Below are 12,514 nucleotides of genomic sequence, written 5' to 3' on the forward strand. Positions count from 1 at the left end.
TCGCGGATTTATTTTTTGTTATTTTGATAAACTTTCCGAATAAATTCGGGCTTTTTTCCGAAGTTTAAAAGTAGTCCAACTTCGCAGGAAGTTGATTTTAAATAATTTATTAATTGAAATTCGTTTGCTTCGATTAAATAATCTTGTGCTTTTAATTCTAAAATTATTAAATCGTTTACAATAATATCAGCAAAGTAATCACCAACTTCAATTTCTTTGTAATAAACTTTAATTTTCTTTTGAGTCTCTACCTGAAAACCATTAGCTTTAAGTTCATAATATAATGCATTTTGATAAACTCTTTCCAAAAATCCATAACCTAATTCATTATAGACTTCATAAAAATGTTTTAGAATTGATTGAGTTAAATCTCTATGCAAAATACTACTCATAATTATATATTTCTTAATAAATATTGGCGTAAATCCGTTTAAATCCGCGTCATCTGCGTTCCAATATTTTATTTTTTGATTAACCCCAAATCTACCAATCTTTCGTACAAGTATTCTCCGGCGGTAATAGCCTCGAATTTCTTTGGATTTTCGGCATCGATGCAATTTTCCAGGCAATCTAATTTCATGTCACTAACCGGGTGCATGAAAAACGGAACGGAATAACGGGAGGTTCCCCATAATTCCCTCGGCGGATTGACCACTTGGTGGATGGTGGATTTTAATTTATTGTTGGTGTGGCGGGACAGCATGTCTCCCACATTGATGACCAGTTCGTCAGGTTCGGCAATGGCATCAATCCATTCGCCATCGTGGTTTTGCACTTGCAGGCCACGACCTTGAGCGCCCATCAAAAGCGTAATCAAGTTGATGTCGCCGTGTGCTGCGGCACGAATCGCATTCTCGGGTTCCGTGGTAATGGGGGGATAATGAATGGGACGCAAAATGGAATTGCCTTCTTTGGCATATTTGTCGAAATAGAATTCGTTGAGCCCCAAATGCAAAGCCAAAGCCCTCAATACATAAATACCTGTTTTTTCCAACATTTGGTAGGCTTCTTTTCCCACGATGTTGAAACGGGGCAATTCTTTTACCTCCACATTATCGGGATATTCCGAGGCGTATTTCGAGTCTTTTTCCACGTATTGGCCAAAGTGCCAAAACTCCTTCAAATCGCCTTCTTTTCGGCCTTTGGCGTGTTCTTTTCCAAAAGAAACATAGCCTCTTTGTCCACCAATGCCCGGAATTTCATAGCCGTGTTTGGTTTCCAATGGCAAAGCGAAAAAGTTCCTGATTTCGCCATACAACTCTTCGACCAATTGGTCGTTTAAAAAATGTCCTTTTAGGGCTACAAAGCCAATTTCTTCAAAGGCACTTCCGATTTCATTTACAAATTTTTGTTTACGTTTCGGGTCATCCGAAAGGAAATCACGCAAGTCAACACTGGGAATGTTTTGCATAGTATCATTTTTTTAAACTTGAAAAGCATCGGCTTTTCATCACAAATGTAGAGAAATTATTTTAATAAAAGTGTTGGGTATTGGCACTTCAGGGCATTCGCTTTTTAAAATAGTTGACCACAAATTGCACAAATTCACACAAATTCTTGAAACAACTAAAATTATTGACCCGAGCCAAGCAAATTCATTTTTAAATAGTAATAAAATTTGTGTGAATTTGTGCAATTTGTGGCTAAAAAAAAATAAATGTGAATGCGTGGGTTCTTTGATTACAGTTCAATATAAAAGTTCTATTTGTTAATTTTCGCACATTAATTTGTAACGGTTTTAACCTAATGAGACTTATATTTGTATCTAATTGAAATTATATAAATGGATCTCTATCAAAATAAGGTTGCCCATTATGCAGGGGCTTTGGATAAAATCAACACAAAGTACAACACCATCAGTATTTTACGTCTTTTAAGCATTTTTATTTGTTTGATTTGTTTGTTTTATTACATAAAAACCGACCAAACTACCTACGTGGTTTCTGCTTTTTTATCTTTTGTTGGTTTTGTTTTTTTAATGCGGATTCACTCCATTTTGGCTTTTAAAAAACAACTCACTTCAACACTTTTGACCATCAATAAAAACGAGATTTCTTATCTGAAGAGAGAGAAAATTCCTTTTGAAAATGGCGTTGAATTTAATGATTTTCATCATCCGTATGCGTATGATTTGGATATTTTTGGAGAACATTCCTTGTTTCAAAACCTGAACAGGACTGCCACTTTTATTGGAAAAAAAACATTGGCCAATCAATTATTGACTTTAAACTCCAATGAAGCCATTCTTGAAAACCAAGAAGCCGTAACCGAACTTAAAACCAAGATTGATTGGCGTCAAGAATTTCTGGCTTTGGCAACCATTTGCCAGGACTCTAAAAGTGCTTTTGATTCGTTATTACGTTGGAATACAATTAAAAAAAGTCCTTTATCCAAAGTTTTACTAACACTGTCCTTTGTGATGCCAGCCTTGTTTTTCGGGCTTTTGATTGCTTATTTCATAACCGACAAAGGTATTTTAATCGCTTATTTGACCTATGTTTTTATTGCCAATTCGATGATTTTGGGGATGGCGTTCAAGAGAATTCAATCCGAAATTACCCAAGCTTCGAATATTGACAAAATTATAAAGCAATACAGTTTATTGGTGAAGAAAATTGAAAATGAAACTTTTCAATCCAAAAAGCTCCAGGATTTGCAGCAGCAGTTACTTTCTAATAATGCGAAAGCGAGCCAGCATTTGAAGGAGTTGTCCGAGTTGTTTTCGAGTATGGACACCGTTGGGAATTTTGTGGTGGTTCTTTTGTTTGACGGTGTTTTTCTATATCATGTCCACGTTTTGAAATCGCTATTAAAATGGAAAGAAAATTACTCGACGGAATTGGAAAGATGGATGAACGTGATTGGCGAATTTGAAATGCTGAACAGTTTGGCCAATTTGGCGCACAACAATCCCGGTTTTGTTTTTCCCAAAATCAATTCGGAGTATAAAATTAGTTTTTCTGATTTGGGTCATCCATTGTTGAATCCAGCAAGCAGGGTAGGGAACGATACCCATTTTTATCCCCAATCGTTCGTGATATTGACGGGTTCGAACATGTCGGGGAAAAGTACTTTTTTGAGAAGTTTGGGCATCAACATGGTTTTGGGCGGGATTGGTTCGGTGGTTTGTGCTTCGGAAGCGACGATTCATCCTTTGCCCGTACTGGTTTCGATGCGATTGTCAGATTCCTTGTCCGACAGCGAATCCTACTTTTTTGCCGAAATTAAACGCTTGAAACAAATCATGGACGTCTTGGAAGAAAGTCCTACTTTTGTTTTGTTGGACGAAATCTTGCGTGGCACCAACTCAGACGACAAACGCAACGGCACGATTGAAGTGGTAAAAAAGATAATTGCCCAAAAAGCCATTGGCGCCATTGCCACCCACGACATAGAAGTTTGCCTGACGACCAATGCCTATCCCGATATCTTGACCAACCAATGCTTTGAAGTGGAAATTCGGGACAATGAATTGTATTTTGATTACAAATTGCGGAACGGCATTTGCCAAAACAAAAGTGCGACCTTTTTAATGCAAAAAATGGGCGTGATTTAAGAAGGTCAGCCTTAATTTCGGTTGACGCTAAAATGGTCCAAAATATTGTGTTTTGCCATAGATTCACTGATTTATATGTTTTACTGGAATAAAAAAGTATCGTCCCTTCGAGTGATTTTTAACAGTAATGCGACAGCTTTACTATTAAAAATTGTATCGAGAAGTTTTCAATATTGGAGTTCTCGATACGTTTTATTAAAAAAAGCTATCGCATTTTTTAATAAAACACTCGAACAGACGTGAACATTTAGATTAATTTATCACAGTAAATTTTAAACTCAAACAGATTTACACGGATTTTTGTTGTCGTGAATTTGTTTAGACCAACAATCGTTTCAAAAACAAAATTTTAGGTTAGCTGATGGTTTTGTCAGTACCGGTGTGTTTTTTCGAGGCTTGAAACCTACCATTTCACCTTTTTGTCAATAAAACGAATCAATTGCTCAGCCATTGCCTGTTGCTCCATTTTGTTCGGGTGACCCGCTGTGTTTTTGTACGGAAAGAAAACGGAATAAATTTTTTCGTCGTTCAATCCGGCAATAGCCTTCTCGATATATCCCGGCCATTTTGATCCGGATTCCGTGGCATTCATGTTGCCCAAGGCACAAATAATATGGGCTTTGGGATATTTCGCCCGAATGCCGGCAACAAAATCTTGGTACGATTTTATGATAAATTCTTCTGTCGGCTTTGTAGTTCCAAACCTTCGCTTGAATTGTTCGTGGTTTGGGTTGTTGGTCAGCCAATAATCGTTTTGGAACAAGTTAATTACCACCACATCGGGCGTGTATTGGCTGAAATCCCATTTGCTGTTGGGGTCGGAAGGATCAAGGCGGTCATAGACTTCTGGCATGATTTCCGGAAACCAGCTGACCATGATGCCGATGCCGCTCCTCGCCACGATGGACGATTGAGCCTTGTAATGTCTGGCAGTCAAGGCGGCATAGGTGTAATAGTTGTTGAAATACTCCGGTATTCCCGATTCCTTCATTCCTGTCGGAACGTCCACACCATGTCCGGCAGTGATGGAATTTCCATAAAACTCGATTTTTCGTTTGGGCAGTTTTGAGGGTTTGCGCAGCTTCGCCTTTCCGCCAATCTCGAACCCATATAAAATATTGGCAGAGGTATTGTTGGATAATTTATACAGTTGCAATGAATGCTTGCCGTTCGAAAGGTTCTCCGCAAGGATAACCGTTTTTTTGGTACTATCCGAGCCAAATTTGAAAGCTTTTGTCGCATCGTTATCTACAATGGCGTAAAAAAAGCCCTCTTCCCGGAGCGATTGCATTGTGGCTTTGATGCTTGTGCCGACGAAGTTAATCGTGGCATAACTACCCGGCCAGTAAAAAGTTGCCGAGTCTTCGTTTAGGGCCACTCTTCCCATATAGGTGATATTCTTGTTGTTGGGCTTGACTTGCAGTTGGCCAAAACCAGTTAGGCAAGTCAATGCAAACAGTAACGCCAGGATGTACTTTGAAAAAATATTCATAACCGAGAATTCTAAAAGTTTATGGATGGGTTAGGTTGCCAAATATTGCGAAAATAGTTGGCGTGTTTTGTATGTTTTTGGACTAGGTTGAATTTTGTAGGCCAAGTATTTCTTGAGGCTCGAGGTCTGGATAGAGACATTGTGAACTCTTTTGTTTGAGGATTTAAAAATAAGCAATTTGGCAGTAGTGCGAAAATTTTGTTGTCAACAAAAAACGTTGATAAAAACAGCTTTCAAGAAGTTCCAATGAGATTTATTTTTTTAAGGTTTGTGGGCACGATCGAAATGCTCTTGCTAGAAGTCTATTGGAATGGGTACGAAGTCGGGAGACTTCGCACAGCGAAGACTAAATTAAGCCCTTTCTTCAGATTTGCCAAATTATCCCAATTACAAAACCAACTTCCCATTAAGCCTATTGCCCAAATCCGTTGTAGTAGCTGTTGGCAGTAGTTATTATTTATAGATTATCTTTTCAATTTTCTTCGGCGGTGGAGGAGGTGGAAGCATTTTATAATTTAATTTTTCAAAATCTATTTTCCCATTTAATTTCTTGAATTCAGTTTTGCTTATTAATATTTTGATTTTTTCGGCAAGTTCATAAAATTCTTTTGGACCATCATCGCCATAAATAAAAATTGAATCTATTTTTTCATCACGTTTTATTATAAATCTAAAAGCTTCGCCATCTTGTAAATGTTCGTCCGAATAACTCGTTTTATATTTTGAAAAATCAATTTTTTCAAGCAAATCAAATAAAGAGTCTTTTTTTTCTTTTCTTAAGATTCCATATTCATCTTTTTCAGGATTAGGAAATCTTGTTTGAAGATAAATTGAATCATAAGAATTGAGTTTTATTGAATAATCAAAAGGCATCGATTCATTAGAAAAAATGAAAGTTTTTATTGACCTTGTTTTTTCTTTACAAGAATTCATAAAAATTATTAAAGCTAAAACGTAAAATATTTTCAATTTTCTCATTGTTTTTTATGTTTCGATTCCTGATTCTGCGTTATAATTACTGCCAACGTTCTTGCGCTACACGCAGGCTGGGATTAAGAAAGCCTAGACTTTCGGTTAAACACTATTTTCAAATACAAAACCATCTTTAAATTAAGCCAAATGCCCAGTTTGTTTGTAGCGTGTGTTGGCAGTCGTATTTTTACGAAATCCAAGTTCCTTCTGTTTTGTCAATTATCCATTTGTTATTTACTTTCTTGATAAAGATTCTGAATCCTTGTCCGCAAAGTCTTCCGCAATAAAATCCAGCATCAAGAATTCCAAATGTTTTTTGTTTGTCAAATTGTATTCTTGAAAAGTAAACAACCCCAGAAAATAAAAAGTTGTATTTAGTTTCCCAAATTACACCTCTATCTTTTGGAAATTCAGATACGTTTTTAATTTCAAACTTATTATTCAATTTGATGTTTTTAAAATCTAAAATATATTCAGTTTCATTTCCTTTTGGGATAAAAAGTTTAGCATTTGGAAAATGTTTTTCAAAATCATTCTTTAAATCTTCTCTACTATTTTTTATTTTTGGATCAAAAGCAATGATGATTTTGGACGTATCGTTCTTAATTTCTAAAGTTCTTTTTTTCCATTCTAATAATTTTAATTTTTCTTCTTTAGTTGCTTTTGTAGAATCAACTCCAATGTAGTGTCCCGTTTTATCGTATATCGATTCTCCATATTTTGGCGGAAAATTTGTCATTAATCTAATATCAATACAAGTTGAATCAATCAAACTTGGAAAAATTTCTGTCATTACATTTTTCTCAAATTCTATTTCAGTAACTTTCTTTTCGCAACTTGCAAAGAAAATTATTAATAAGACAAATATCGTTTTGTTTAGGTTTCTCATAATATGACTGCCAACTTGTATATATCTTCTTAACGCCTGTAAGTAGCTATATTTATTGATATTTATTAATTTTTAAACTCACGTAGTACAACATAAGTACAACAAATCAGAATACTTTTACTTGACTATAGATCCCAATACCATTGAGCTGTGCTTGGCGGTTCATCATTTGATATTCTGCAAGCTTGCCACAATAATACTGATGAGTTGCTTTAGCATACCCATTTTGTAAAAGTAATTCATTTAAGCATAATCCACTAGGCAAAATTACATACCCTAATTGCCTGTTCCAGTAGTCATAATAATTTTCCTGTTCTGTAATGATGGTTACAATCGTTTTAGGCGGTGCAACCGACAAAACGAAGTGCAAGGATTGCAAACCAAATTGCATCAATAATTGAGCAGGTAAACCGCTTTTCTCTTCGTCCTCTTTCATCTTCCTATTAATCTTTACTTCTGGCGCATCCAAGCCGTAAAGTCGGATCTCTTTTTTCATTTGAGTGAAACGATTGCAAATGATGATGCTATCCCCGTCAAGGACTTCCTCAATTTGCCAATGGGTTTCCACTATGCACGGTGCTTTTGCAGTGTATTGCATTGATTTACAGTTTTTTAAATGATTGATAATCAAAGGTAATCATTGAACTTTGTTACTGCAATTGCAAGCAAATATTAACTTTAAAAAATTAGAAAAAATGGCAAGACAAAAAGGTGTTATCAAGTATGTTGGAACTCTTGGAGATATCCGACACTTTAAAATTAAAGGACAAGAAGGCTTTTTCGCTGGTATGGTTGGTGGACCTTCGGGCGATCAAGTATTAACTGCTCCTGAATTTGAGAGAACTCGTGAGAATATGAACGAATTTGGCGCTTGTGCCAAAGCAGGAAAATCTGTTCGAACTGGCTTATCTCAAATAATGAAGCAAATGTCAGACAGTCAAGTAACAGGAAGATTAACTTCTATAATGAAGAAAATCAACTTGGAAGATCAAACCGAAGCTAGAGGATATCGCAAAATTGAAATCTCTACTCAACGTAATTATCTTAAAGGATTTGAGTTTAACAAAAACATTTCCTTGAATGGGATTTTCAATGCTCCTTACTCATTAACTCACACTCCTGACAGAGCAAGTTGCGAATTTGTAATTCCTGACTTTAATCCTGCAAATTTGGTTAGTGCTCCATCTGGAACTACTCACTTTCGTTTGATTACTTCACTTTCTGTAGTTAGTGATTTTGAATATAATGCTACTACAAACAGTTATGATCCTATGGATGCTGATTTGAATGAAGTAAACGATATTCAATTCAGTGGCTTCTTGGACTTGTACGCTCCAATTCCTGCTACTACTATATCAGCAACTTTACCTGGTGCAGTAGTTCCAACGGCAAATACAACTGTTTTGCAGTGTATTGGAATTGAGTTTTACCAACAAGTAGGAGCAAATTATTACTTATTTTCAAGTGGTAGCTGTTTGAAAGTTGAGGATGCATTTTAGAAAGTAACCCAAGAAATCCCTCGATCAAATTGAGGGATTTCTTGTTTTAACTCCAATCTATCATAATTATGGAAACTAAAATAATAAGAGTTGCCCAGGGCAAAGAAAGCACATTGAGCCAATTGTACATCAACGGAATCTTTCAATGTTATTTATTAGAAGATAAAATCAGAGAAGTAAAAATAGCTTCAGAAACTGCTATTCCAAAAGGTGTTTTTAGTCTAAAGTTAAACACTTATGGAGCTAAAAATGTGGATTACAAAAAGACTTTTGGAAAACTTCACGAAGGAATGATTGAGATTACAGGTTTACCCAATTTTAGTTTTGTGTATATCCATACAGGAAACACTATTAAAGAAACAGCCGGTTGTCCGCTTTGCGGTTTTGGTTTCCAATTTGTTAATGGTAATTATCAAGTTTCTCAAAGTATTTCAGCTTACAAAATGATTTATCCAAAATTGGTTGCATTGGCTAAAGTTGAAACAAATACAATAACTATTGAAAATAATTTTCAATTCTAAAAAGCCCAAATAATGGAAAACATCAATAATATCACAGTACTTTTTGGAACACTAATCACTTTGTTACTATCGGTTGTCGCCTATTTCATTAAGCAATTACACTCTGATTTTAAGAGTATGGAAAAAGATCTGATTGAAGTAAAAACAATGGCTTTAATCATCAAAACCGAGTTCAAAAGTGGTAATGACTTACTGAACCAAAAAGTGGAATATTTAGAAAAAAGAGTACATAACATCGAATCAATAATTTTAAAAAATCAAGATTATGAAAAATAAAAATATGAATGTTGTAGAAAGAACATTGGCACCAACACCAAAATGGTTTAAAGTTCTTCGCACTGTTGGAATTGCTTTGGCTAGTGTTGGCGGAGTAATCATTGCTTCTCCAGTTGCTTTGCCTGTTGGATTGGTTTCAGTAGCTGGCTACTTGGTTCTGGGAGGAAGTATTATTTCTGTGGTTTCTCAAACTGCTGTAAAATCAGAAGAAGAACCGAAAGTAAATTCTTAAAATAGTTTAAAACTCAAATTGAAAGCTCCGTAATTCGGGGCTTTTTTCGTTTTTGACAGTTTCAATTGGTCATTTGCTTTATTTTATACCGTTTTATTTAAGTGGGCGGAATACATTGCCCTTATATTGACTTTAAACAGCTTTCATTTGGCAATCAAAAAGGGGTTGGTTTATCGGAAAAAGGAAAGCAAGGAAGCCTTAATCTTCAAATTTGTCAGAGGTCAATCGGATGTGGGGGGAATCAGCGCTGTTTTTTTTGAGAGAATGCTTTTGAGGGGTTTCTTTTTGGAATCGGATGCTGTGGCATTCTTTCAAAAAAAATTGCATCCAAGGGGGTTTGGGGGAATGGGAGATTCCCCCAACTGAACTTTCGTAGTGCGTTGGCAGTAGCGAAACAAGGGTATCGTTTTTTATTTGCTTACTAAAATGTTTCTGATTGCTTTTAAAGTTGGCTTGATGCCGGGTAAGTTGTCCTGGAATAAAAATTTCTATTCAACTGATTTGTTGCTTCGAAGTACAGAGCATCAAGACGGCTTAAAAGCAATTTACTACTATCGTTCTGGCAAATAATAAACGATACTCTTGTGGGGAAATTTGATTTTTGAGGATGCCTAACTGTTCTTATGAAATGGAGGGTTTCTATTTACTGAAAAACGTTATCCGATGTAGCTATGGCATCTTCAAAAAACAATGCAAATACAGTTCCTATTTCGGGTGGGAGCGTTGGGGAGAGGATATTTTACATAATAAGCTTATGGTTTCGGTGTGGCTGGTGTTCAGCCATACTGAACCATAATGGCTTATTATGTAACATAGCTTGGGGGTGGTTTTGGGCTTTCGAGCGTTGGGAAGTAGCTTATTGTAGTTGTGGAGTTTACGGAGCAAGCTACAATGTGCTACTAGAGCGTTGGCAGAAGCCCAAAACCACAGGAGCGTTGGCAGAGCGTTGGCCGGGTGGGCGCAAAGAGGTCAGCGATAGCGTTCCTATTTCTTTTTTATTGGGGGTTGTGTTGCTTTTTTTTTGATTTAATTACTGATTTAGCATTATAAAATTTCAATCCAATTAGATGGATCGTAGATACCAAAACTTTTTTCAGTATTTATTGCCAATTTGGCTAGTTTACGCATTTCCTTGTAGGTTTCCGGATTGGAACCCATTTTTTTAATTATTTCTTCTCTAGTCTCAATTAGAAATAATTCAATTTTTTCTAATTCGAACTCAACTCCCTCAAATTGCATTATAAATAATTCTTTATCAAGTTTTTTATCCAGGATTTCCTCTTCATATTGGTCTATATTTTCTGCAATTTGATTTGATATTTCTATCCAATCTTTTTCGCCAGTATTTTCACCTCGTTCTTTTAATAAAGTAGCAAGTAATCTTAATACATCTGGTTGGTCTAGTTCTGGTAGTTCTTCTATCCAATCCAACATTTCTTGATAATTTTCCTCATTCTCCAAGAAGTACAAAAGCTGTTCTCTGTATTTGGCAGGTTTGTTCATAAATGATTTTTAATTCAAAAATAACACAACAAACAAAAGTAGGATTTTAGTTATATATAATTATGTTTTTATTTAAACTTTTTCGGATTTCTCCTAAGGTATTCTAGAGCTTCTTTTTCGATATCATCGCAAGTTTTTATTCGTTTTGAAAATATCCATTCATTAATATCTGATTTTTTGAAATATAGTTTATGTCCATTTTTATAATGTGGTATTTCACTTGTGGATGTTAGTTTGTAGATGGTTGATTTTGTGATTTTTAAATATGATGCTACTTGTGCAATATCAAATAATTCGTCAACAGGAGCTTTAGTTTCTCCAACATTCAAATTTTTGATGGCTTTTTCAATTCGATCCAGTCTTTCTAAAATAATTTCAAAAGGATTTTCCATTTTTACTATACTTATGATTAAATGAAAAAATATTATATGATGGAAAGTTATACTTCTACTTAAAAAGATTGAAGTGTTTTATTTAGCATCCAGTATTTCATCTGGTCTATTGATTAATGGATCAAGCCAATCTGCTTTGTCAGTTGCCCAATTAATCCATTCTTGTTTTTCAGGAGTGAGATTATTAGTGTTGATTGCTTTTTGTTTTACAGCTTCAATGTATTGTCTAATTATACGGGTTTTATCGTATTGTTCGGAAAGTTTGACTAATCTATTAAATTTATCAACTTCATCATCCCTGCGCTTTTTAATTTCTGCCCGAAGTTTTTCCTCTTCTTCTCTTTTTAACCTAGATATTCTAGCTTGTTCTTTCCATTCTTTTTCTCTTTGTGCTAAAAGTTCTATTTTCGCAACAATCCGGGCTAACATTCCTTCAAGTTTAACCTTACCATCACGCCATTCTCTTTCTCCTGAATATTTACCGACTTTAAAAATAAATTCCCCTGTAGGAATGTATTCTGATGAGCCATATTTGGTTGTTGGTGGGATTCGTTTTGATGCTTCTCTCAAATCGATTTCAATAAAAATCTCATCGATTAATACTCCAGTGTTACTGTATTCTTTGGAAAAAGTATGTCCTCTGTATCGTATTAGTTTTGTGAACGCATCCATAAAATTTAACGCTCTTTCCCTATTGTTTTTCCCAACCCTGATTGGGTGTATGATTCTATTGTCCTCGCGATAAGAAGTGAAAGAAATTTTGCCTTGCCAATATTGTTTGGTTTGAATGGTCAGAATATCCGGTTTTGTTATTTCATCCGGAACAATTAAAGGAGCATCAGGATCATTTTCTATTTCTTTGGTTCTTATGGTTAATGGTGTTTGGTCTACATTAATTGTATTTCCTTCTTTCCTTACCGTTAAAACAATTTTATCAACACCACCGAAGATTGGATTAAGCTTTTCTTTTTTGAACTTCTTATTGAATTTGAGTTTTGACCAATAACTGCCATCAGGCATAGGGATTTCAAATTGTTTGCATAATTTTTTTATTCCGTTATTAGAAAACGCATACTGCTGAGTCAACTGTAAATCGTCAGCAAAAAGTGGACTGATTTAGACAAAAAATAAGAGAGTGTTTTCAAAATCCTTAAATTTGAAATAAGTATGAAAACACCAAGA

At 35.2% G+C, this 12,514-nt stretch carries 14 protein-coding genes; 5 read left to right on the forward strand and 9 right to left on the reverse strand.

Going from position 1 to position 12,514, the window contains the following annotated elements:
• Positions 1-8: 8 nt before the first annotated feature.
• On the reverse strand, positions 9-392 hold the full coding sequence (locus BUC16_RS16800; protein WP_073371979.1) for a GxxExxY protein: 384 nt from the start codon (positions 390-392) through the stop codon (positions 9-11).
• Between the two features lie 68 nt (positions 393-460).
• Positions 461-1,411 carry an isopenicillin N synthase family dioxygenase gene (locus tag BUC16_RS16805; RefSeq protein ID WP_073371980.1) on the reverse strand — a complete coding sequence of 317 codons (951 nt, stop codon included), beginning with the start codon at positions 1,409-1,411 and terminating at the stop codon, positions 461-463.
• 372 nt (positions 1,412-1,783) lie between these two features.
• Here BUC16_RS16805 and BUC16_RS16815 point away from each other — a divergent pair, with 372 nt between their 5' ends.
• On the forward strand, positions 1,784-3,556 hold the full coding sequence (locus BUC16_RS16815; RefSeq protein ID WP_073371982.1) for a MutS-related protein: 1,773 nt from the start codon (positions 1,784-1,786) through the stop codon (positions 3,554-3,556).
• Positions 3,557-3,959: 403 nt separating this feature from the next.
• On the opposite strand, the gene BUC16_RS16820 is transcribed toward BUC16_RS16815, so the two are convergent.
• The 4 genes from BUC16_RS16820 to BUC16_RS16835 form a co-directional block, all read right to left on the reverse strand.
• Positions 3,960-5,048 carry an SGNH/GDSL hydrolase family protein gene (locus tag BUC16_RS16820; protein WP_073371983.1) on the reverse strand — a complete coding sequence of 363 codons (1,089 nt, stop codon included), beginning with the start codon at positions 5,046-5,048 and terminating at the stop codon, positions 3,960-3,962.
• Between the two features lie 453 nt (positions 5,049-5,501).
• Positions 5,502-6,026 (reverse strand): hypothetical protein, encoded by a 525-nt coding sequence (locus BUC16_RS16825; RefSeq protein WP_073371984.1) that lies wholly within the window; start codon positions 6,024-6,026, stop codon positions 5,502-5,504.
• A gap of 181 nt (positions 6,027-6,207) precedes the next feature.
• Positions 6,208-6,813: a hypothetical protein gene (locus BUC16_RS16830; protein WP_073371985.1), complete on the reverse strand. Its 606-nt coding sequence runs from the start codon at positions 6,811-6,813 to the stop codon at positions 6,208-6,210.
• Between the two features lie 202 nt (positions 6,814-7,015).
• Complete coding sequence (locus BUC16_RS16835) at positions 7,016-7,507, reverse strand: thermonuclease family protein (protein ID WP_073371986.1); 492 nt, start codon at positions 7,505-7,507, stop codon at positions 7,016-7,018.
• Between the two features lie 97 nt (positions 7,508-7,604).
• Here BUC16_RS16835 and BUC16_RS16840 point away from each other — a divergent pair, with 97 nt between their 5' ends.
• From BUC16_RS16840 to BUC16_RS16855, 4 genes are all read left to right on the forward strand, one after another.
• Complete coding sequence (locus tag BUC16_RS16840; protein ID WP_073371996.1) at positions 7,605-8,408, forward strand: hypothetical protein; 804 nt, start codon at positions 7,605-7,607, stop codon at positions 8,406-8,408.
• Positions 8,409-8,476: 68 nt separating this feature from the next.
• On the forward strand, positions 8,477-8,929 hold the full coding sequence (locus BUC16_RS16845; protein WP_073371987.1) for a DUF5675 family protein: 453 nt from the start codon (positions 8,477-8,479) through the stop codon (positions 8,927-8,929).
• A gap of 12 nt (positions 8,930-8,941) precedes the next feature.
• Positions 8,942-9,205: a hypothetical protein gene (locus tag BUC16_RS16850; protein WP_073371988.1), complete on the forward strand. Its 264-nt coding sequence runs from the start codon at positions 8,942-8,944 to the stop codon at positions 9,203-9,205.
• Positions 9,195-9,437 carry a hypothetical protein gene (locus tag BUC16_RS16855; protein ID WP_244534385.1) on the forward strand — a complete coding sequence of 81 codons (243 nt, stop codon included), beginning with the start codon at positions 9,195-9,197 and terminating at the stop codon, positions 9,435-9,437. Before BUC16_RS16850 ends, BUC16_RS16855 begins: the two co-directional genes overlap by 11 nt.
• 1,044 nt (positions 9,438-10,481) lie before the next feature.
• On the opposite strand, the gene BUC16_RS16870 is transcribed toward BUC16_RS16855, so the two are convergent.
• The 3 genes from BUC16_RS16870 to BUC16_RS16880 all read right to left on the reverse strand — a co-directional run bounded on the left by BUC16_RS16870 (position 10,482) and on the right by BUC16_RS16880 (position 12,418).
• Entirely contained in the window at positions 10,482-10,940 is a 459-nt protein-coding gene (locus BUC16_RS16870) for a hypothetical protein (RefSeq protein ID WP_073371991.1), read from the reverse strand.
• Positions 10,941-11,008: 68 nt separating this feature from the next.
• Positions 11,009-11,332: a helix-turn-helix domain-containing protein gene (locus BUC16_RS16875; protein WP_073371992.1), complete on the reverse strand. Its 324-nt coding sequence runs from the start codon at positions 11,330-11,332 to the stop codon at positions 11,009-11,011.
• A gap of 78 nt (positions 11,333-11,410) precedes the next feature.
• On the reverse strand, positions 11,411-12,418 hold the full coding sequence (locus tag BUC16_RS16880; protein WP_073371993.1) for a hypothetical protein: 1,008 nt from the start codon (positions 12,416-12,418) through the stop codon (positions 11,411-11,413).
• Positions 12,419-12,514 lie beyond the last annotated feature (96 nt).

The organism is Flavobacterium fluvii, from assembly GCF_900129545.1.
Taxonomy (GTDB): Bacteria; Bacteroidota; Bacteroidia; order Flavobacteriales; family Flavobacteriaceae; genus Flavobacterium; species Flavobacterium fluvii.